Raw genomic sequence first — 21,172 nt, 5'->3', positions numbered from 1 at the left:
GCACCCGCCGACGGGCCGGTCACCCCGCAGGCGTCGAGGCGACCCGCTCCTCCACCGCGCTCCGGCCCACCACCGACTCCTTCGCCGGAGCCGACGACTGCGCGATGAAAGCGCCCAGCAGCACCACGGCCCCGCCCAGTACCTGCGGCACCGCCAGCCGCTCCCCCAGCAGCACCCAGGCCAGCACCGTTGCCACGACCGCCTCGAGGCAGGCCACCACCCCGGCGACCTGCGGGGACAGCCGCCGTACCGACAACACACCGGTGACGTAGGCGACGACCGTCGCGACCAGCACGATCCACACCAGCAGGGCGGCCGCCGGCACCGTCGACCCGTTCATCCGCGCGGAGCCGGCCAGCACCGACCAGTCCATCGCCCACGGCCGTGCCACGACCGTCAGCACACCGGCCCCCACCAGCAGCCCGTACGCGATGACCCCCAGGGGATCCACCCCGTCGCCCCCACCGTGATCGGCGAGCACGAAGTAGCCCACCTGACAGCAGGCCGCCCCCAGGGCCAGCGCCAGCCCCAGCGCATCGAAGCTCAGCCCCGACCACACCTCGACGACGCAGGCGAGGCCGCCGGCCGCGAGGACGACGCCGAGGGCGGCGGCGCGGGTGACCGGCCGGCGCTGTACGAAGCGGACCCAGCCGAGCACCAGCGCGGGGGCGAGGTACTCCACGAGCAGCGCCACCCCCACCGGGATGCGGGAGATCGCGGCGAAGTAGCAGGCCTGGACACCCGCGACGGCGAGCAGGCCGAACCCGGTGATCAGCGCGGGCCGACGACGCGGCAGGTCACGGTGGCGGACGGCTAGCGGCAGCATCACCAGGGCGGCCCCGGCCACCCGCAGCCACACCACGTGCAGCGGGTCGAGTCCGGCTTCGATCAGCGGCTTGGCCGCGACGCCGGAGCCGCCGAAGGCGAGCGCCGATCCGAGGGCGAGGGAGAGCCCGAGGCCCCTTCCATGACTGCTGTCGGTGATACGCACCGGCACATGATGACAGGGGGCGACATGAGCGTCACCCCCTTTGACCCCTGTCTCAACGGCTGGACGTGCGACTCTCCGCCTCGGTGTCGCGCACTCCGCCGTCCCCGTCGATCCGCACGGCCAGGGCAGGGGCGGCCACTCCGGCCCGCTCCAGCACCTCCACGGCCCGGGACTCCGGGTCGACGACCAGGCCCGCCAGCAGATCGGTGCCGTCGGCCTGGTCGGCGGTGCGGCGCCGGGCGCGGCTGCGGGCGTACTCCAGGGCGGCCGCAGCCACCGGCGACCACGCCCCGTCGCCCATCGCCGCAGCCTGCGGAAGGGCCGGGATCGCGCCGGAGTCCTCGACCCCGCTCTGCCAGCGCAGCCCGTAGCCGATGCTGCGCTGCACGAGATAGCCGAGCAGACGGGCGAGTTGCGGGGCGTCACCGATGACGGCACGGACCTCGGGGTCGTACTCGATCAGGGAGTGCAGCAGATGAGCGGTGTCGACCTGGCGGTCCCCGTCCCGCACGGCCCGCCGACGGGCACCGGCGACCACCGCTGCCAGCTCGTCGCCGAGCCCGGCATCGTCGTCCGCGTGGATGCTGCCCTGGTCCTGGACGGGCTGGCGGGGGATACGGGGTTGCACACCCCTACCTCATCAACGGCAAGCGCTTGAGTCATCGCCGAGGGGAAGCATCTTCACGTCCCACGAAGAGTGGACGGCGACGGCCGGAATCTCCTCCTTACGGATGAGATCAGGCCGATTCCCCCGCGGGGGCGCGCGCCGTCTTGCCGTGCGCCTCGTGCGCAACCGCCGCACACCGCTCGTACGTCTGTCGTCGATGTGGAGAGCGCGTGCGGTTGCTGGCTGGTCGCGCTGCCGGCGGTCGACGGCAGGCAGTACGTGTACCGGGTGTACGCGCCCGAGGACGCACTGCTCGCGGACCTGTTCTGGGAAGCGTGGCACTGTCACGACGAGAGCGCGTTCCCGCGGGCGTGGGACCTGTTCGGCGCGGCGGAGATACGGCGGGTGGGCTGAGACTCCGGGCATGGCCGAGGATCCGCACATTTCCTGACGGTTCATCAGTATTGAATGTTCGAGGCCCTGCGGCTACGTTCCGCGACATCGTAGCCCGATACGAAGGGGTGGTCGCATGGCCGAAGTCAGCGCGGAGGCACGCATCCAGGCACCGGCCGAGAAGGTGTGGGCACAGCTCACCGACTGGCCGGCGTACGGGGAGTGGAACGCGACCCACACCAGTTTCCCGAAGGGCGGCCCCGAGAACCTGGCGGTGGGCGGGACCTTCCAGGAGAACATGAAGCTGATGGGCTTCCCGGCGGAGGTCGAGTGGACCATCGAGGAGTTGGAGCCGGCGGGGGTGCTGGCGATCCGCGGCAAGGGCCCGATGGCGGTGACCGTCGCGACCCGCTACACACTGACCCCGGACGGGGACGCGACGGTGGTGCGGATCGACGGCGAGTTCACGGGCGCGGCGGTGTCGCTGATGGCGGGCAAGCTCAAGGACTCGGCGACGGCGGCCCTCAACGAGTCGCTGCGCAAGCTGGCCGGGTTGGTGGCCTGAGTCCTGTCCCGAGACGACGGATGGGCGCCCCGCGGATCTCTCCACCGGGCGCCCTGTTCGCCGTGCCCACGAGGATCAGTCCTCGTCGGCGAGGATGAGGTACAGCTTCTTGCGGGTCTCGTTGATGACGGCCAGCGCCTTCTCGCGCTGCTCCTTGCTGCCGGTCTTCCAGACCTGCCCGAAGGCCTCCATCAGACCGAAGCCGGCCTGCCGGATCTCGCCGAGGGCCTCGAAGTCGACGCCGCGGGAAGCCTCTTCCCAGGGGGCGTCCGGACCCTCGTGGGCGGCCGTACGGCCGCTGTCGGTGAGGGAGAACAGCTTCTTGCCGCCCTCGCTCTCACTGGTGATCAGGCCCTCGTCCTCCAGCAGCTGGAGGGTGGGGTAGACCGAGCCGGGGCTGGGCTTCCACGCACCGCCGCTGCGCTCGGCGATCTCCTGGATCATCTCGTAGCCGTGCATCGGGCGGTCCTTCAGCAGGGCCAGGATCGAGGCCCGTACGTCACCGCGCCGCGCCCTTCCCCTGGGACCGCCACGCCCTCGCGGCCCCCAGTGCCCGGGTCCGAAACCGGGCCCGCCGGGGCCGAAGTCGGGGCCACCCGGCCCGAAGGGCCCGAAGGCCGCACGGCGACCCTGTCGCTCTCCATGTCCACGCTCATGTCCGTGGGAACGCATCGCAATCACTCCATTCCATCGTTGATCTGTCGCGTATCGCTCGCGATGTGCCAACGATATATCGGAACCGATCGAATGGCAACCTCTCCACCCATCCGTCCGGCGACCCGCTCAGCCACGAACTGCGGCGTTGCATGACCATGCGGTGTGGTGCATACTCTTCCTATGTCCAAGGTCCTCACCTCCCTTCCCGCCGGCGAGCGCGTCGGCATCGCCTTCTCCGGCGGGCTCGACACCTCGGTCGCGGTCGCGTGGATGCGCGACAAGGGCGCCGTTCCGTGCACCTACACCGCCGACATCGGCCAGTACGACGAGCCCGACATCGCCTCGGTGCCCGGCCGCGCGCAGACCTACGGTGCCGAGATCGCGCGCCTGGTCGACTGCCGGGCCGCGCTGGTGGAGGAGGGCCTGGCGGCGCTGACCTGCGGCGCGTTCCACATCCGCTCGGGCGGGCGGGCGTACTTCAACACCACCCCGCTCGGCCGTGCCGTCACCGGCACACTGCTGGTGCGGGCGATGCTGGAGGACGACGTCCAGATCTGGGGCGACGGCTCGACCTTCAAGGGCAACGACATCGAGCGGTTCTACCGGTACGGGCTGCTCGCCAACCCGCATCTGCGGATCTACAAGCCCTGGCTGGACGCGGACTTCGTGACCGAGCTCGGCGGCCGCAAGGAGATGTCCGAGTGGCTGCTCGCGCACGGGCTGCCGTACCGGGACAGCACCGAGAAGGCGTACTCCACGGACGCCAACATCTGGGGCGCCACGCACGAGGCGAAGACCCTGGAGCACCTGGACAACGGCATCGAGACCGTCGACCCGATCATGGGCGTGCGGTTCTGGGACCCCGAGGTCGAGATCCTTCCCGAGGACGTGACGATCGGCTTCGACCAGGGCCGGCCGGTGACCGTCAACGGCAAGGAGTTCGGGACCGCCGTCGAGCTGGTCATGGAGGCCAACGCGATCGGCGGCCGGCACGGCCTCGGCATGTCCGACCAGATCGAGAACCGGATCATCGAGGCCAAGAGCCGCGGGATCTACGAGGCGCCGGGCATGGCGCTGCTGCACGCCGCGTACGAGCGGCTGGTGAACGCGATCCACAACGAGGACACGGTTGCCCAGTACCACAACGAGGGGCGGCGGCTGGGCCGGCTGATGTACGAGGGCCGCTGGCTGGACCCGCAGGCCCTGATGATCCGAGAGTCGCTGCAGCGGTGGGTCGGCGCGGCGGTCACCGGTGAGGTGACGCTGCGGCTGCGGCGCGGCGAGGACTACTCGATCCTCGACACGACGGGTCCGGCGTTCAGCTACCACCCCGACAAGCTGTCGATGGAGCGCACCGAGGACGCGGCGTTCGGTCCGGTGGACCGGATCGGTCAGCTCACCATGCGCAACCTGGACATCGCCGACTCCCGCGCGAAGCTGGAGCAGTACGCGGGGCTGGGCCTGATCGGCTCGACCAACCCGGCGATCGGGGCGGCGCAGGCCGCGGCGACGGGGCTGATCGGCAGCATGCCGGAGGGCGGCGCCGAGGCGATCGCGTCCCGCGGGGAGGCCGCGCCGGACGCGGACGAACTGCTGGACCGGGCAGCGATGGAACTGGGTACGGACTGAGCGTGCCGCGCAGAGGGGCCGCCCCGGCACCAAAGGGTCGGCCCTTCTCGTTGCCGGGGACAGGGGCGCCGCCGGAGCGGACGTCCGGCTGGCCGGTGCGGCGCCGTCGCACGGTTTCGCGCAGTTCCCCGCGCCCCTGAGGGGCGCGCCATCGTAGCTCGCGAACGGACAGCCAGTGCGGCACCATCGCGGTGACCCGCGCAACTCCCCACGCCCCCGAAGGGCGCGCCGTCGTAGCTCGCGAACGGACAGCCAGTGCGGCACCGTCGCGGTGACCCGCGCAACTCCCCACGCCCCCGACGGGCGCGCCGTAATAACTCGCCATCGGACAGCCAGTGTGGCACCGTCGCGGTGACCCGCGCAGTTCCCCGCGCCCCTGAGGGGCGCGCCGTCGTAGCTCGCGATCGGACAGCCGGGGCGGCGGCCCATGCAGTCCCCCCGTCCCCGGCACGGCGCCCGTGCTCGCCCCTTCTCGTGGGTGCGCGCCAGGTCCCCTTGTCCCCCTCTCCCCGAGGCAGGTCCAGTGGAGGGAAATAGGTCCAACGGGGCCGGATTGGCCTTGGGCGGTGGAGTCGTAGAAGCCCTAGCTTCGGGGCATGCGGATTCGAATCGTCGATGCCTTTGCCGAGCGGGCCTTTGCCGGGAACCCGGCCGGAGTCGTGTTGCTGGACGGATTCCCCGATGACGGGTGGATGCAGAACGTCGCCATGGAGGTGAACCACGCCGAGACCGCGTTCGCACACCCCCTGCCCGAGGGCGGGGACGCCGACTGGGCGTTGCGGTGGTTCACCCCGGTGACGGAGGTCGCGATGTGCGGGCATGCCACACTCGCCACCGCCCATGTGATCGCCACGACGGGGGCGCACCCGGGGCCCGTGCGGTTCGCCACCCGGAGCGGGGTGTTGATCGCGACGCCCGGCGCGGACGGGGCGATCACCCTCGACTTCCCCACCGCCCCGCTCACCCGTGTCGACACCCCCGCCGGTGTCGCCGACGCGCTGAGTGCCGAACCCGTCGCCGCCTTCGACACCGGCCCGAACGTCGGCGACCTGCTTCTCGAGCTCGCCGACGAGAAGACCGTGCTCGGCCTCTCCCCCGACCTCAGAGCCCTCGGCACCTACTCCGCGCGCGGGATCATCGCCACCGCCCGCGCCGCGGACCCGGCCCAGGGCTACGACTACGTCTCCCGCTGCTTCTTCCCGAACGTCGGTATCGACGAAGACCCGGTGACCGGCAGTGCGCACACCGCCCTCGCACCGCACTGGTCCGGCCGGCTCGGCAGGCCCGATCTGACGGGGCTCCAGGCCTCCCGCCGTACCGGCTTCGTCCGCACCTCGCTGCGCGGCGACCGCACCCTGCTCACCGGACGGGCCGTCACCGTCATCGACGGGGAACTGCTCACGCCGTAGGCAGCCAGCCCACCTTGCCCGCCAGCAGCGCGTAGCCGACGAACGCGCCGATGTCGAGCAGGGAGTGCGCCACCACCAGGGGACCGACCCGGCCCCACCGCCGGTACAGGTAGACGAAGACCACGCCCATCACCATGTTGCCGACGAACCCGCCGATCCCCTGGTAGAGGTGGTACGACCCGCGCAGTACGGAACTGGCCACCAGGGCCGTGCCCGCACTCCACCCCAACTGGTCCAGCCGGCGCAGCAGATAGCCGACGACGATGACCTCTTCGAGGATCGCGTTCTGCATCGCGGAGAGGATCAGCACGGGATACTTCCACCACACGTCCGGCAGCGCCTCCGGCACCACCGTGAGGTTGAAGCCGAGACCGCGTGCGGCCAGGTAGAAGGCGATTCCGGTGCTGCCGATCACCGCCGCGACACCCGCCCCGCGCCCGAGATCGGGCCAGCGGCGGGTGCGGTCGAAGCCGAGCGTGCGCAGGCTCGCCCCCTCGCGCAGAAGGAGGTGGGCGACCAGGAGGACGGGGACGAGCGCGCTCGCGATGCCGAACAGCTGCCAGGCGAGATCCAGCCATGGGCGGCCCGGCGCGGCGGAGGCGTTGAGGGTCGCCGCCTGATCCTTGAGCCCGCCCGGTTTGGTGACCGATCCGACAAAGCTGATCAGGGCGGACACTCCACTCGCACCGAGCGACAGCCCCAGAACGAGCAGTGTCTCGTCCCTGAACATGCGCTGCGAGGGCCGCTCCTGTGGGTACGAATCGGCCACCTGCTCCGCCTCCACCTGCACTCCTGACTCGGGTTGAGCAATCCCCATCGCCCTGGGACGTCACAGCTTGCCCGATCAACCCCGGGCGGGCGCGGCCGACCCCCGTCAGCGCTGCTGACCGGAACTGCGCAAAACCGAGAAACCCGGAACGCCCGGTCCCGCTGAGGTCGACGCCCCGTCCCGGATCCGCACGGTCATCCTGGCAGGCAACCGCAAGCCTCAGCGTCCCGTATGGGGCGCGGGGAACTGCGCGACCAGCCCCCGCGGCGCCGCACCCGTCACCTCACCGCGCCGCCCCCACCACCCCCGCAATCACCCTCACCCCAACAGCGCCGGCTCCAATAACCCCACCGGCCACGTATGCACCGGCTCCCCCGCATTCATCAGCTCCGCATAGCGCCGCGTCATCGCGGCCAGCGCCTCGGCCCTCGGCAACCCCCGCTCCACCGCCCGACGGAACGTCGCCGCCTGCCAGGAGGCCCCGTTCACCCGCCGCCGGCACCGCTCCTCGATCACGCCCAGGTAGAAGTCCCGGTCGGCGGCCTCCACCCCCCACGCGTCCAGTCCGGCCGCCGCCAGCGGCAGCAACTCGTCGCGGACCAGGGTGACCGCGTCCACTTCCGTCGTACCGCTGCCGTACCGGCCCCTCCTCGGCCACACCAGCCGCGCGTCGATGCCATGCCGGCACGCCGCGTCGAAGTTCGCCTCGGCCGTGGCGAACGGCAGCCGGGTCCACACCGGTCGTGACTCCTCCGCGAGGGCACGGACCAGGCCGTAGTAGAACGCCGCGTTGGCGATGACGTCGGTGATCGTCGGCCCGGCCGGAAGGACACGGTTCTCGACGCGGAGGTGCGGGACGCCGTCGGCGACGCCGTACACCGGCCGGTTCCAGCGGTACACCGTGCCGTTGTGCAGGACGAGTTCCGCGAGCTTCGGCACCCCGCCCGCGTCCAGCACGGCCAGCGGGTCCTCCTCGTCACAGATCGGCAGCAGCGACGGGAAGAACCGCAGGTTCTCCTCGAACAGCTCGTACGCCGAACTGATCCATCGTTCGCCGAACCAGATGCGCGGACGTACGCCCTGTGCCTGGAGCTCCGGCGGGCGGGTGTCGGTGGCCTGGAGGAACAGCGGGGGGCGGGACTCCCGCCACAGTTCATGGCCGAAGAGGAAGGGGGAGTTGGCGCCCACGGCGATCTGCGCGGCGCACGCCGCCTGCGCCGCGTTCCACACGTCGGCGAAGCGGTCGGGGGTGACCTGGAGGTGCAGTTGGACGGAGGTGCAGGCGGCCTCGGGGACGATCGACTTCGACGTGCACGTGAGGTGCTCCACGCCCTCGATGTCGAGCATGAAGTCCTCACCCCGGGCCGCCACGATCTGATCGTTGAGCAGGGTGTACCGGTCGACCTCGGAGAGGTTCGCGGAGACCAGGTCGTCCCGCTCCAGCGTGGGCAGAATGCCGATCATCACGATCCCGGCGTCCACCTCGCCCGCCTTGCGGTCGGCGTACGCCAGCGACGTCCGGAGTTCTTCGTCGAGCCGGTCGAATACCCGGCCGCCGAGCCGGTGTGGAGCTATGTTCACTTCCAGATTGAACATGGCGAGTTCTGTTTGGAAATCTCGGCTCGCGATACGTTCCAGAACCTGTCCGTTCAACATTCTCGGCATGCCGTCCGCACCGGCGAGATTCAATTCGATCTCGACGCCCATGAGGTTCTTGGGGCGGTCGAACCGCTTCTCCACCAGCAGCCGCTCCAGCCCCGACAGACAGCTGCGGAGCTTTTCACGGTAGCGCTGGCGATCGGACAGGTCGAACCGGCCCGCCACGACCTTCTCCCCCATCGAAGCGTCCCTCCTCGAAAGGGCGGACCGAGGTTCCGGCCGCCGTTGGTCCCGGGTCCAGCTGTGATGATGCCCCGTGGAAGCGATCGATAACGTCGCGCGCGGCACAGGTAGCCGCTACTCTGTTGGAATGTGTCATGCGGCACATTCCCGGGGCATGGGGCATCATGCAACTTCGGGTTCCCCGTTGCCCTCGTGAAAAACGCCGACGACATTCGGCCGACCGCGAGAACCGAGTATTACGAGGTCAGCGCGGTCGCAGTGGGCCGGAAATCGGGAGGATTCCGCGCGTATCAACGGCTGAATTGCGCCTTGTTCTGCTCTGTCGAACGGGCCGGTGAAACACCGTCTGAACAGGCGTCGTATAAACTCCGCGAACAAGGCAGAAGGCTGGCGCCCACGGTCCTGGTTCCTGCCGTCTGAATGACGTGCGGCAGGTAACGCCCGCACCTCTCTTCACCGAACCGGGCCCCCGCCTCTCTGACCTCCCTGTGAGCTGACAGCGCCGTCCGCCCCCGCCCTCGCGCCACCGCGCCTGTCGAATGAGAGGCGACCCACCATGCCGCTGCAAGTCCCCCCTGCCCCCGCGCCCGCCCTGCGTTCCGTCCTCACCGCCCTCGGTTCGCCCACCGCGGTCCGCGAGGCCCGCACCCCTTCCCTGCGCACCGCTCAGGGACCCGCGACCCCCGAACTCCCTTTGCCCGTGCACGTCCTGGACCGGATCACCCCGGAGGGCGTGTCCGCCACCCGACTGGCCGGCTGGCGCTTCCTGATTCGCTGCGGCGACCGCGCGGTGGCCGCGGCCGAGACGATGCTCACCCCGGACGGCTGGGCCTTCTCGCACTTCTTCGAGGGGCCCTACATCACCTCCACCGAGCGGGCCCTGCACCAGGCCGAGGCCCTGCAACAGACCTACCAGCCACGCCTGTTGTCCCTGCCCGGCCTCTACATGCTCACCCTGTGGCTGCACGGCGACTGCACCGCCGACGGCGCCGAGGGCCACCCGGCCGCCAACGACCTGCTCGTCCCGCTCGCCCCGGCCCCGCCCGGTATCGCGGCCCACCGGCCGCACCCGGTGGCCGAACTGCTCCCGGTGCTGACCCATCGGGTCACCCCTGCCCCCCTGCTCATCACACCCGCCTGAGAACGTCACCCGCCGTACCCCGCCACCCTTGAAAGAGTGACGGGGTACGCTCGTATTTCCTTAAGTCAATACCTGGGACACCGGAAGCCGCTCGTACGAGCAATTAGCCGCTCCTAAGAGCCCGATACCCCTTCTCCGCTGTCCTGACCAGCTCCATCCGGCCATGGAAAACCACCCGAATCGACAGCCCGGCCGAGGTGAACCGTCCGCGCGGGTGACGCGTCTCCAACCATTGAGAAGCGGTGCGGCGAAATCCCTGCGGAACACCGCCCGGAGGGCAACACTGGTTTCCGACCGACTCATCACCACGGGGGACCGAGATGACCACGACAGAGCGAGAGACCCCACTCATGTGCCAGCACCAGCCACCGTGCCCGACAGCAGAATCCGCCGACCGGGAGTCCGCCCGCCTGACGGCGCACCACCCGGAGCAGGGGTGGAGCCTGCTGTGCAACGGCGTTCTCCTCTTCGAGGACACCGGTGAGCTTCTGCCCGACGGCCAGATCATCGCCCCGCACCGCCCGCTCGGTGCCGGCAGCGTGATGACCGCCGCCTGACCAGCACCGCACCACCCCCGGGCGGCCCCGCCGCTCCGCCCGGTGACAAGCAGGGGCCGGACGCACACACATGGTGCGCACCGGCCCCGATGTGCGTACAGGGTTGATCACCCCCTGTAGTCAAGTGCTTGGCGCAGCGCGAAGTAGGCCGGCTTGGGAGCGAGTCGCTCGTCCCAGGGCAGGGCCGCGCCCTCGCCCGGGAAGAACGCCGGGATCCACGAGTACTTGTCGGTGTAGTCCCAGATCGTCACGCCCACGCACCGGCGTACCGCCAGGCACGCCTTGGTCAGATCGGCGTACCAGGTCGCCTGCTCGGCCAGTTTCTCGTCGGTGGCGGGCAGTTGCATCCGCACGTCCACCTCGGTGAGAGCGGTGTCGAGGCCGAGTCTCGAGAAGCGGCGGAGGTTCTCCTCCAGGGTGGACGGATAGCCGTACTGGAGGGCGAGGTGGGCCTGGAAGCCGATGCCGTTCAGCGGCACGTGCTCGGCCTTCAGCTCCTGGGCGAGCGCGTAGTAGGCGTCGCTCTTCGGGCCGGTGGCCTCGATGTTGTAGTCGTTGAGGTACAGCCTGGCGTGCGGGTCGGCCTGGTGGGCCCAGCGCAGCGCGTCCGCGATGTAGCCGGGGCCGAGCGTCTTGTACCAGAGGGTCTCGCGGTAGCTGCCGTCCTCGTTGAAGGCCTCGTTGACGACGTCCCAGGAGTAGACCTTGCCCCGGTAGTGCCGTACCTCGGTCTGGATGTGCTTCTTCAGCACCGCCCGCAGTTCCGTGGCCGTCCAGTCGCGGGAGGTGAGCCAGTCGGGCAGCTGGCTGTGCCAGACCAGCGTGTGGGCGCGCACCCGCTGGTGGTTCTTGCGCGCGAGGTCGACAACCTCGTCGCCGTTGGTCCAGTCGAAGACGCCCTGCTGCGGCTCGGTGGCATACCACTTCATCCCGTTGCCGGGCGTGATCATGTCGAACTCGGTGCCGAGCAGCCTGGTGTAGGCGGTGTCGGTGAGTTCGGGGTTGTCGGTGGCGCTGCCGAAGTAACGGCCGTGGCGCTCGGCCAGCTCGGCGAGGGTGGGCTGCCGGCCGTGCGCCTGGGCGGCGGGGCCGGTGGCCACCCCCGCCGCCACCAGCACGGCCGCGAGGGCACCGGCGAGTCTGATACGTGTGCGGGACATCGTGCGACTCCGATCAGTGGGGAGTGCGGATTCAGCCTTTGGTGGCGCCTGCGGTGAGGCCGCCGACGAGCTGCCGCTCGGCGACCGAGTAGAAGGCCAGGGCGGGAACCATGGCGAGGACCAGATAGGCGAAGACCCGGGCGGTATCCGAGGAGTACTGGCCCTGGAACTGCTGGACGCCGATGGGGATGGTCCACCAGGTGGAGTCGGTGAAGACCAGCAGCGGCAGCAGGAAGTTGTTCCAGCTGGTGACCACCGCGAGGACGGAGACCGTGCCGAGCGCGGGCCGGGCCATGGGCAGCAGGATCCGCCAGAAGAAGGCGAACGGCCCGCAGCCGTCCAGCGTGGCCGCCTCTTCCAGTTCGCCGGGGATCTCCCGGAAGAAGCCGCGCAGGATGATGATGGTCATCGGCAGTCCGAACGCGGCCTGCGGGAGGATCACGCCCAGCGGGTTGTCCAGCAGGTTCATCGAGCGCAGCAGCAGGAAGAGCGGCAGGGCCGCCACCGCGAAGGGGAACATCAGCCCCATCGTGAACACCGTGAACAGCACCTCACGGCCCCGGAAGGCGAACCGTGCGAAGGAGAAGGCCGCGAGCGCCGACACGGCGACCACCAGCACGGTCGTGCCGATCGCGATCAGCGTGCTGTTGCCGACCAGCCGCCAGAACGCGCCGGAGCCGAGGATGTCGGTGTAGTTGGAGAGGATCCAGGAGTCGGGCAGCCCGACCGGGTTGCGGGACAGCTCGCCGGTGGACTTGAACCCGGACAGGGCGGCGTACAGCAGGGGTACGACCATCACCGCGCCGACCACGACGAGGACCAGGTGCAGGGGCAGGTTCCGTACGGTCGTCCTACGGCCGCTCATGCGCCGTCTCCCCTCATGTTCGTGGTGGCGCCCGCCAGGTCGCGGCGGAGCACGAACCGCTGGTAGGCGAGGGCGAAGACAAGGCTGATGGCGAACATGACCACGCTGATCGCGCTGGCGTAGCCGACCTGGTAGCGCTTGAAGCCGTACTGGAACATGGTCACGGCCATGGTCTCCGAGTGGTGGTCGGGGCCGCCCGCGGTGATCACCCAGACCAGGTCGAAGAGCTGGATGGAGCCGATGACCGACAGGAAGACGCTGATGCGCAGGGTCGGGGCGAGCAGCGGCAGGGTGACATGGCGGAAGCGCTGCCAGGGGTTCGCGCCGTCGACGATCGCCGCCTCCGTCAACTCGGCCGGGATGGACTGGAGTCCGGCCAGGTAGAGCATCATGTGGAAGCCGAAGTACTTCCAGGTCATGACCAGGAAGAGGGTGGCCATCACGGTGGAGGGGTCGGAGAACCACTCCCCGCCGAGGCCGTCGAGCCCGACGGCGCCCAGCACATGGTCGGCGAGCCCCTGGCCGGGCGCGAAGATCATGCCGAACAGCACACCGGTGATCGCCTCGGACAGCACATAGGGCGCGAAGAACAGCATCCGGTAGACGGCCCGGCCGCGGATCTTCTGGTTGAGCAGGACCGCCATGGCGAGCGCGAACGGCAGTTGCAGCGCCAGCGAGAGCAGGACCAGGAGCAGACAACGCCACAGGTCGCCGAGGAAGACGTCGTCCTGGAAGAGCCGGGTGAAGTTGTCGGTGCCGGTGTAGTCGGAGGGCATGCCGAAGCCGCCCCAGCGGAAGAACGAGGCGTAGAGCGCGAACAGGATCGGCAGCAGGACGAGCACGCCGAACAGGACCAGGGCGGGCAGTTGGAAGCCCATCGCGGTGAGCCAGTGCAGCAGCCGGCGCCGGGAGCGGGTCCGGCCGGCGGACGGGGGCGGCTGGGGCGGGGCGTCCGGTCCCGACCGCGTGCCGGACAGGTAGGTCGAGGTCATCGGCCGGCCTACTGCTCTTCCTTCGCGGTCTTGGTGATCGCCTGGGCCACGTCTTCAGGCGACTTGGACCCGGCGATCAGACCGGCGACGCTGTCGTTGACCTGCTGCCCGACGGCGGGGGCGTAGGCCTGGTCGAGGTAGAGCTGGAAGCCGGTGGCGGCCTTCAACTGGGCCTGTACGAGCTTGAGGTTGGTGTCGGTCAGCGCGCTCTCGGCGGCAGGCACGACGGGCAGCACGCCGGTCTTCTTCACCAACTCCACGTCCGTGGTCTCGGAGGCGAAGAACTTCAGGAAGTCGACGGCCGCCTGTGGGGCGTCGGCGCGCAGCGCGTGTCCGCCACCGCCTCCGAACACCTCGGTGATGGTGCCCTTGCCGCCCTCCACGGCCGGGAACGGGAAGAAGCCCAGGTTCGCGCCGACGCCCTTGCCCGCGTCTGCCTCGACCACCGGCGCCCACTGGCCCATCAGCTCCATCGCGGCCTTGCCGTTGCCTACGGTGGCGGCCTGGCCGGTCGGGGTGGAGTATGCGGCGCCCAGGAAGCCCTTCTGGAAAGGCTCCAGGGCGACCAGGTCCTTGAGGTGCTGTCCGGCCTGGACGAACCCGTCGCCGGTGAAGTCCTTGTCGTCGTCGGCCTTCTTGAGTGCGTCGATCCCGGCGGTGCGCATCGCCAGGTACGCCCAGTAGTACATACCGGTCCAGCTCTCTTTGCCGGCCAGCGCGAGGGGGGTGATGCCGGCGGCCTTCAGCTTCTTCACCGCGTCGAGGAAGGCGCTCCACGTGGTGGGGGGTGTGCTGATCCCGGCCCTCTTGAAGAGTGCCTTGTTGTACCAGAAGCCGACCATGCCGATGTCGAAGGGGATGCCGTACGTCTTGCTGTCGATGAGGTACGGCTCCTTGGCGACCGGGAGCAAGCCTTCGGCCCAGGACTTGGTGGGGTCGGTGAGGTCCTTGACGAGCCCGGCGTCGACCTGCTGCCGGAGGACGCCACCGCCCCAGGTGTGGAAGATGTCGGGGAGCTTCCCGGAGGCGATCAGGGCCGTCATCTTCGACTTGTAGGCGTCGTTCTCCAACTGCACGATCTTTACCTTGACCTTGGGGTTCTGCGCCTCGAACTTCTTGGCGAGGGCAGCCCAGACGCCCTTGGTCGGGTTGGTCGTGGAGATGTTCCACCACTCGATGGTGGTGGCCCCCGACGATCCTCCGTCCGAGCCTCCGCCGCAGCCGCTGAGGGCGGTCATGCCCAGACCGGCGGCCGCGGTGGCCGCCAGGAAACCGCGACGGGACAGTGCCGGGTCGCCCATGATGCGCTCCTTGAGGTACGGGACGACCGACGCCGTCCTGATCGATGGTTCTCCGGAGACTCGAAGCTTTCGAGGGCTCAGCGCCTATGTCTTCGAAACATTCGACACTTTCTCCGAACGTTCCGAACCGCGACTCTAGAAAGGAGGATCAGGAGCGTCAAGGTGTCGCGCATCAGCTGATGGGCGTGTATTCGAACCAGTCGAAGGCGGCCCGGTGTTCGGTGACGTACATGCCGATGACCCGGCCGGTGAAGCCGCCCGCCACCTCGGTGGAGAGATACCGGCCGTCGAGTTCGGCCAGCCGAACGACACCGTCGGGCGTTTCGATCGAAAGGGTCACTGCATCGGGGCCGGCCGGACGGACTCCGGTCGTACCGGAGCTCCCGGGCGCGACGGCGGTGGGCGGCGGCACCCGGGTTGTACGGATCTCGATGACGAGGGTGACCGGCCCCGGCGGTACGGCGCGTTCGGCGAGCGTCTGCCGCAACGGCCCGATCCGTGCGACCGCGCTCACCACTCCCCCGGCCACCTCCAGGTCGTAGTGGTGGGCCTCGTCGATACGGACCGAGAGACCCGCGCGTGCCGGACCCGGGTCGAGCAGGGCGGCCGCGCGGCAGTCCGGGTGCTGCTGGCGGCGGCCGACGAAGGTGTGCCCGGGCCGGTCGAGGCTGTCCCCGGTGGCCGTGAGCGTCAGCCACCCGGGCCGTTCGGCGAGCGACCAGGAGCCGTCCGGCCGGCTGCGCGGGGAGATCCAGTGCGGTGCGAGGGCGTCGGCCGTGAAGTCGTCGCGCAGGGGCGGCCGTTCGACCGGGTGCCAGGCCGCCGGTGCGGTCGCGCGCTCCCGTATCTCCCCCATGTGCGGCCAGCCGTCCACCCACTCCACCGGCGCCAGGAAGGTCTCCCGGCCGAGCACATGGAACTCCGGGAACCAGCCTCGCGGACGGGTTCCGAGCAGCACCGCCCACCAGCTGCCGTCGGCCGCCCGGACCAGGTCGGCGTGCCCGGTGCACTGGATCGGCGACCCGGTGCCCCGGTGCGAGACCAGCGGGTTGCCGGGCGCCGGCTCCCAGGGGCCGCGCGGGGAACGGGCCCTGGCCACCGAGACCCCGTGCCCGAGGGCCGTACCACCCTCGGCGATCAGCAGGTACCACCACTCCCCCACCCGGTACAGGTGCGGTGCCTCCGGGTCCCGCAGGCCGGTCCCCGACCACAGGGGCAGCGGGCCTTCCAGCACCTTCCCGCTCCGGGTGTCGATCCGGGCGATGGCGTTTCCGGCCACGGCACACCAGCAGTCGCCGTTCTCGTCCCAGGCGAGGTCGGGGTCGATGCCGGGTACGTCGATCCACACCGGGTCGGACCAGGGACCCTCGGGCCGCTCGGCGCTGACCAGGAAGGTGCCGGCGCCACTGACATCGGTGGTGACGACATGGAAGCGCCCGTCGTGGTGCCGGATCGTCGGGGCGTAGACCCCGGCCGAGGCCGGAGTGCCGTCGGCCAGTGTCAACTGCCCGGGCCGGTCCAGCACGTTGCCGAGCTGCCGCCAGTGCACCAGGTCCCGGCTGTGGAAGAGCGGGACGCCGGGGAAGTACTCGAAGCTGGAACACACCAGGTAGTAGTCCTCCCCCACCCGGCACACGCTCGGGTCGGGGTGGAATCCGGGGATGACCGGGTTGTCGTACGTCCGCATGTGGGTGCCCTCCCCAGGCGTCGCCGAAAGTTTCGGCGAGGTCGTCGAACATTACGAGGCGCACTGTAAGGGGCTGTCCGAGGCCCGACAAGGCGGGTGTTCTACAGCTTCAGGCGGTACGGGAGCAGGCAGACCACGACGTCGGTGCGGGCCCGCAGGACGGTGGCGAGGAGCAGGCCACGCTGGTTCTGGAGGATCTCGTAACGGCGGTGCGTCGGTTCCACCTCGGGGATGAGGACGGCGACCTGACGGCCGCCCTCCGCCGCCCGTTGCACATACTCGACGATGGGCTGCACCAGGGAGTGGTGCGGGCTGTTGACGATGTCGAGGCGCACTCCGGGGTTCCACCGCTGCCAGGCCTCCTCCAGCGCACGGGACCTGTCCGGGTCTGCGTGCACCGCGACGGCCACCACCTCGTCGCCGAGGGCGAGAGCGGCGCCGAGGGCGTGCCGGGCGAGCTTGCTGACCTCGCCGATCGGCACGATCACCAGGCTGCCGGTGTGCCGGGGTGGCGGCTGCGGGATGCGCCCGAGGCCCAGCTCCTCACCCACTTCGGAGTAGTAGCGCTGGATGCGGGCGAACAGCAGCATCAGCAGCGGTACGGTGATCACGACCGCCCAGGCGCCGGCCAGGAACTTGGTTAACAGCAGGATGACGCCGGCCAGGGTGGTGAGCAGGGCGCCGGTGCCGTTGATCAGCGCCCGGCGCTTCCAGCCGGGCGGCCGCCGGGTCGCCCAGTGCCGGACCAGGCCGAACTGGCTGAGGGTGAAGCCGATGAAGACGCCGATGGCGAAGAGCGGGAGCAGCCGGTGGGTGTCGGCGTCGGTGGCGAGCAGCAGGAGCGCGGCCAGCAGGGCCAGGGCCAGAACGCCGTAGCGGTAGACCGGGCGTTCGGCGCGCAGGCCGAAGAGATGGGGCAGCCGGTGGTCGCGGGCCAGCAGGCTCATCAGCACCGGCAGCCCGCCGAAGCTGGTGTTGGCGGCCAGGCCCAGGACGAGGGTGACGATGAGACTGGTGGCGTAGTAGGGCCAGCCGGTGCCGTAGGCGCCCGCGGTGAGCTGGGCGAGGACGGTCACCCCGCCGCGCGGGGCCACATGGTCGCGGTGGATCAGGACCGCCACGCCGATCAGCATGATCCCGAGCAGCGCGCCGAGCATCAACTCGGTGCGCTGCGCGCGCTTGACGCTGGGGGGCCGGAAGGTCGGTACGGCGTTGGCGATGGCCTCCACACCGGTCAGGGCCGAGCAGCCGGACGAGAACGCCTTGAGGATCACCAGCGCGCTCAGTGCCTCGGTCGCGTGCACGGGCTGGTGGGTGCCGACGACGGCGACCGGGTGCGAGCGCAGCAGACCGAGGAGGATCACGCCGAGGATCGCCACGATGAACAGCAGGGTCGGCAGCATCAGCACCCGGGCGCTCTCGGCGACGCCCCGCAGGTTCACGGCCGTCAGCAAGGCCAGGCCGATCAGACAGACGAGCAGCTTGTCGCGGCCCAGCACCGGGAAGGCAGAGGCGAGCGCGTCGACGCCGGCGGCGAGGCTGACGGCGACGGTGAGCACGTAGTCGACGACCAGGCTGGCGGCGGCGAGCAGGCTCGCGTTGGCACCGAGATCCGCCTTGGCGACGGCGTAGGCGCCACCGCCGTCCGGGTGAGCCGCGATGACCTGGCCGTACGACACGACGAGCACGGCGAGCAGAAAGGTGATCGCCAGGGTGATGGGCAGGGTGGCGGTGAGCGCCCCGGTGCCGGCGACCACCAGGGCCAGCACGATCGCCTCGGGGCCGTAGGCCACCGAGCTGAGCGCGTCCAGGGACAGCGCGGCCAGCCCTTCCAGGCTGGTCAGACCGTGCTTGTCGCCCTCACCCGGGCGCAGCGGGACCCTGGGTCTCAGTTCACGACGTGCCAGGCCATACGCCATCGGGACCTCATCACGGCCGGTGGGACGGTCGGCAACAGTGTCCTCCGTGCCCGTCCGGCCCGCCCCGTGAGACCCGGACGGGCCGGCCGGCGTGAGTGAGGGATGGCCACCCCGCCCGGGAGCCTTCGCGGCGGCCCTGCGGGGTCGGGCTAGGGGCTTGTCTGACAGTTCCCGTCGTCGCCCGGAGGGCGGCCCCGCGGCGTCAGGTGCGTGCTCTGGGGGTCCCCCCGGCCGGAGGCTGGGGGAGTTGCCGGGCGTAGGCCCTCGTGCTGGACGTACTTGGGTCTGCGCCGGGTGCGGCGAGAGTGCGTGCGCGGCGTCGCGAGGCAGACGGGAACTGTCAGACAGCCCTATAGCCCGACGTCCCGGCGGCGGATGTCCTCCATGGACTCACGGCGGACCAGCAGCCGGGCGTGGCCGTCACGGACCGCGGTGACCGGCGGACGGCCCACCAGGTTGTAGCCGGAGGCCATGGAGAGGTGGTGGGCACTGGCCACCGGAACCGCGAGCAGGTCGGCGGGGAGTTCGGCGTCGGCGGCCAGGATGTCCCCCGCCTCGCAGTGCCGGCCCACGACGGTCACCGGTGCCAGGGCCGCGGGTCCGCCCCTCCGGGCCGCCGGTGAGGCCGACCACGATCCGCTCCCGCGACCCCCAGATCTTCGAGACCCGGTGCTCGCTGCGGTACTCGTTCAGGTACTCGTCGACCCGGTCCGCGACCCACAGCAGCGCGAGTTCACGCAGGGCGGTGAGGTTGCCGGGCCGGAAGTAGTTGGACAGGGCCGCGTCGACCTTGTCCGGCTGGTAGATGTTGCCGTGCGCCATACGGCGGCGCAGCGCCTGCGGGGACATGTCGATCAGCTCGATCTGGTCGGCGCGGCGCACCACTTCGTCCGGGACCGTCTCCTGCTGGCGTACCCCGGTGATGGACTCCACGACATCGCCCAGCGACTCCAGATGCTGGATGTTGACGGTGGAGACGACGTCGATCCCGGCGGACAGCAGTTCCTCGACGTCCTGCCAGCGCTTGGCGTTGCGGGAGCCCGGGATGTTGGTGTGCGGGAGTTCGTCGACGAGGGCGACCTGGGGGCGGCGTGCGAGGACGGCGTCGACGTCCATCTCCGTGAACACCGCGCCGCGGTACTCCAGTTCCCTGCGCGGGATCTCCTCCAGGCCGTGCAGCATCACCTCGGTGCGCGGCCGCCCGTGGTGTTCGACGAACGCGACGACACAGTCGGTGCCCCGTTCGATCCTTCGGTGGGCCTCGGAGAGCATGGCGTAGGTCTTGCCCACGCCGGGAGCCGCACCGAGGTAGATCCGGAGCCTGCCGCGTGCCATGTCATCCTTCGAAGCGGTAGCCCATGCCGGGCTCGGTGATCAGGTACCGGGGGTGCGAGGGGTCCGCCTCCAGTTTGCGGCGGAGCTGCGCCATGTATACCCGCAGATAATTGGTCTTGTTGCTCTGCGAGACTCCCCACACTTCCCGCAGCAGCTGCTTCTGGGTGACGAGCCGGCCGGGGTTGGTGACCAGGATCTCCAGCAGATGCCACTCGGTGGGGGTGAGCCGGACGTCGTGACCGGCCCGTGCGGCCTTCTTGGCGAGGAGGTCGATGGTGAAGTCGGCGGTCTCCACCAGGGTGGTTTCGGGGGCGAGCGGGACCTCCTCGGTACGGCGGACCGCAGCCCGCAGCCGGGCGAGGAGTTCGTCCATGCTGAACGGCTTGGTGATGTAGTCGTCGGCGCCCGCGTCCAGCGCGGCGACCTTCTCGTCGGAGGCCTGACGCGCCGACAGCACCAGGATCGGTACACGGGTCCAGCCGCGCAGCGCCCTGATGACGTCGACCCCGTCCATGTCGGGCAGTCCGAGGTCGAGCATCACCACGTCCGGCTGACGCGCGGCCGCCAGCCGGAGGGCCGTGGCGCCGTCTGGCGCCGCGTCCACTCCGTACTGGCGTGCCTGCATGTTGATCACGAGTGCCCGTACGAGCTGTGGGTCGTCTTCCACGACCAGCACTCGGGTCATCAGCTGCCCTTGATCAGTTCCTTCAGCCCGATGTTGAGTTCGAGGACGTTCACCTGGGGCTCCCCGATGAAGCCGAGGGTACGGCCGTCCATGTGGTCCTTCACCAGCTTCTCCACCTGGTCGACGGAGAGGTTGTTCTCCGCGGCGACCCGGTGGACCTGGAGCTCGGCGTAGGCCGGGGAGATGTCCGGGTCCAGACCGGAGCCCGAGGACGTCACGGCGTCGGCGGGCACCTGGGAGACCTTGACGGTGTAGCCGGGCACCGAGTTGTCCTTGACGACCGCGGCCTGGGCGTCCTTCACCTGCTGGATCAGCACCTTGTTGTCGGCGGCGAGGTTGGTCGCCCCCGAAAGGATCAGCTTGTACTGGGTGTTGACGCTGTTGCTGCCGAGCCCGTTGGCCGGGCGGCCCTGGAACCACTTCAGGTCCGCGTCCGGGGTCTCCTGGCCCTTCTTCAGCGGCAGGTTGTACGACTGCCCGATCAGGGACGAGCCGACGACCTTGCCGTCCGACTTGATCTCGGAGCCGTTCGCCTTGTTGTGGAACGCGGCCTGGGCGATGCCGGTGATGACCAGCGGGTAGATGACGCCCGTCACCAGGGTCAGCACGAGGAGGGCGCGCAGGCCCGCCCCGAGCAACCGGGCCGTGTTCGTAACCGAGTTGTTCAT

At 70.1% G+C, this 21,172-nt stretch carries 19 protein-coding genes and 2 pseudogenes; 6 read left to right on the top strand and 15 right to left on the bottom strand.

Translation table 11 applies throughout. The features are described 5' to 3' along the window. Positions 1–19 precede the first annotated feature (19 nt). Positions 20–997 (bottom strand): EamA family transporter, encoded by a 978-nt coding sequence (locus ABTY98_RS19120; protein ID WP_352222087.1) that lies wholly within the window; start codon positions 995–997, stop codon positions 20–22. A gap of 46 nt (positions 998–1,043) precedes the next feature. Next, a complete protein-coding gene (locus tag ABTY98_RS19115; protein WP_352222086.1) occupies positions 1,044–1,619 on the bottom strand; it encodes a Clp protease N-terminal domain-containing protein in 576 nt (191 codons plus the stop codon). A 198-nt stretch (positions 1,620–1,817) separates the two neighbouring features. Here ABTY98_RS19115 and ABTY98_RS19110 point away from each other — a divergent pair, with 198 nt between their 5' ends. Both ABTY98_RS19110 and ABTY98_RS19105 read left to right on the top strand, forming a co-directional pair. Next, complete coding sequence (locus ABTY98_RS19110; protein WP_352222085.1) at positions 1,818–2,012, top strand: hypothetical protein; 195 nt, start codon at positions 1,818–1,820, stop codon at positions 2,010–2,012. A gap of 115 nt (positions 2,013–2,127) precedes the next feature. Beyond that, positions 2,128–2,556, top strand: a complete 429-nt coding sequence (locus ABTY98_RS19105; RefSeq protein ID WP_352222084.1) for a type II toxin-antitoxin system Rv0910 family toxin — start codon at positions 2,128–2,130, stop codon at positions 2,554–2,556. 75 nt (positions 2,557–2,631) lie between these two features. On the opposite strand, the gene ABTY98_RS19100 is transcribed toward ABTY98_RS19105, so the two are convergent. Then, on the bottom strand, positions 2,632–3,228 hold the full coding sequence (locus ABTY98_RS19100; RefSeq protein ID WP_352222083.1) for a PadR family transcriptional regulator: 597 nt from the start codon (positions 3,226–3,228) through the stop codon (positions 2,632–2,634). Positions 3,229–3,393: 165 nt separating this feature from the next. On the opposite strand from ABTY98_RS19100, the gene argG reads away from it, so the two are divergent. Then, positions 3,394–4,842, top strand: coding sequence for an argininosuccinate synthase (argG, locus tag ABTY98_RS19095; RefSeq protein ID WP_352222082.1), 1,449 nt, complete (start codon positions 3,394–3,396; stop codon positions 4,840–4,842). 596 nt (positions 4,843–5,438) lie between these two features. Further along, positions 5,439–6,251, top strand: a complete 813-nt coding sequence (locus tag ABTY98_RS19090; protein WP_352222081.1) for a PhzF family phenazine biosynthesis protein — start codon at positions 5,439–5,441, stop codon at positions 6,249–6,251. Here ABTY98_RS19090 and ABTY98_RS19085 read toward each other — a convergent pair. Both ABTY98_RS19085 and ABTY98_RS19080 read right to left on the bottom strand, forming a co-directional pair. After that, positions 6,241–7,041 carry a CPBP family intramembrane glutamic endopeptidase gene (locus tag ABTY98_RS19085; RefSeq protein ID WP_352222277.1) on the bottom strand — a complete coding sequence of 267 codons (801 nt, stop codon included), beginning with the start codon at positions 7,039–7,041 and terminating at the stop codon, positions 6,241–6,243. The two genes, ABTY98_RS19090 and ABTY98_RS19085, sit on opposite strands and share 11 nt — an antisense overlap. A gap of 297 nt (positions 7,042–7,338) precedes the next feature. Continuing rightward, on the bottom strand, positions 7,339–8,859 hold the full coding sequence (locus ABTY98_RS19080; RefSeq protein ID WP_352222080.1) for a glutamate-cysteine ligase family protein: 1,521 nt from the start codon (positions 8,857–8,859) through the stop codon (positions 7,339–7,341). 559 nt (positions 8,860–9,418) lie between these two features. Between ABTY98_RS19080 and ABTY98_RS19075 the strand changes: the two genes are divergently transcribed. Both ABTY98_RS19075 and ABTY98_RS19070 read left to right on the top strand, forming a co-directional pair. Continuing rightward, positions 9,419–10,003: a hypothetical protein gene (locus ABTY98_RS19075; protein WP_352222079.1), complete on the top strand. Its 585-nt coding sequence runs from the start codon at positions 9,419–9,421 to the stop codon at positions 10,001–10,003. A gap of 350 nt (positions 10,004–10,353) precedes the next feature. Further along, positions 10,354–10,560 carry a DUF5999 family protein gene (locus tag ABTY98_RS19070; protein WP_046727224.1) on the top strand — a complete coding sequence of 69 codons (207 nt, stop codon included), beginning with the start codon at positions 10,354–10,356 and terminating at the stop codon, positions 10,558–10,560. A gap of 107 nt (positions 10,561–10,667) precedes the next feature. On the opposite strand, the gene ABTY98_RS19065 is transcribed toward ABTY98_RS19070, so the two are convergent. The 10 genes and pseudogenes from ABTY98_RS19065 to ABTY98_RS19020 all read right to left on the bottom strand — a co-directional run bounded on the left by ABTY98_RS19065 (position 10,668) and on the right by ABTY98_RS19020 (position 21,172). Continuing rightward, positions 10,668–11,720 carry an endo-1,4-beta-xylanase gene (locus ABTY98_RS19065; RefSeq protein ID WP_352222078.1) on the bottom strand — a complete coding sequence of 351 codons (1,053 nt, stop codon included), beginning with the start codon at positions 11,718–11,720 and terminating at the stop codon, positions 10,668–10,670. Between the two features lie 31 nt (positions 11,721–11,751). Continuing rightward, entirely contained in the window at positions 11,752–12,585 is an 834-nt protein-coding gene (locus ABTY98_RS19060) for a carbohydrate ABC transporter permease (RefSeq protein ID WP_352222077.1), read from the bottom strand. Then, positions 12,582–13,577 carry a carbohydrate ABC transporter permease gene (locus tag ABTY98_RS19055; protein ID WP_352222076.1) on the bottom strand — a complete coding sequence of 332 codons (996 nt, stop codon included), beginning with the start codon at positions 13,575–13,577 and terminating at the stop codon, positions 12,582–12,584. The genes ABTY98_RS19060 and ABTY98_RS19055 overlap by 4 nt, the downstream gene beginning before the upstream one ends. A gap of 8 nt (positions 13,578–13,585) precedes the next feature. After that, complete coding sequence (locus tag ABTY98_RS19050; RefSeq protein WP_352222075.1) at positions 13,586–14,878, bottom strand: extracellular solute-binding protein; 1,293 nt, start codon at positions 14,876–14,878, stop codon at positions 13,586–13,588. Between the two features lie 172 nt (positions 14,879–15,050). After that, a complete protein-coding gene (locus ABTY98_RS19045) occupies positions 15,051–16,565 on the bottom strand; it encodes a glycoside hydrolase family 43 protein (protein ID WP_352222074.1) in 1,515 nt (504 codons plus the stop codon). Positions 16,566–16,666: 101 nt separating this feature from the next. Further along, entirely contained in the window at positions 16,667–18,484 is a 1,818-nt protein-coding gene (locus ABTY98_RS19040) for an amino acid permease (protein ID WP_352222073.1), read from the bottom strand. A 350-nt stretch (positions 18,485–18,834) separates the two neighbouring features. Next, positions 18,835–19,092, bottom strand: a pseudogene (locus ABTY98_RS19035) (diaminopimelate decarboxylase); the annotation flags it as partial. After that, positions 19,082–19,819: pseudogene (locus ABTY98_RS19030) on the bottom strand (histidine kinase); the annotation flags it as partial. The pseudogenes ABTY98_RS19030 and ABTY98_RS19035, both read right to left, overlap by 11 nt. Position 19,820: 1 nt before the next feature. Then, complete coding sequence (locus ABTY98_RS19025; RefSeq protein ID WP_352222072.1) at positions 19,821–20,504, bottom strand: response regulator; 684 nt, start codon at positions 20,502–20,504, stop codon at positions 19,821–19,823. Further along, complete coding sequence (locus ABTY98_RS19020; RefSeq protein WP_352222071.1) at positions 20,504–21,172, bottom strand: potassium-transporting ATPase subunit C; 669 nt, start codon at positions 21,170–21,172, stop codon at positions 20,504–20,506. Before ABTY98_RS19020 ends, ABTY98_RS19025 begins: the two co-directional genes overlap by 1 nt.

Origin of the sequence: Streptomyces sp. NPDC096040 (genome assembly GCF_040303265.1) — a bacterium.
In the GTDB taxonomy this organism is placed as follows: Bacteria; Actinomycetota; Actinomycetes; order Streptomycetales; family Streptomycetaceae; genus Streptomyces.
This window is presented reverse-complemented; position numbering and strand designations above follow the sequence as displayed.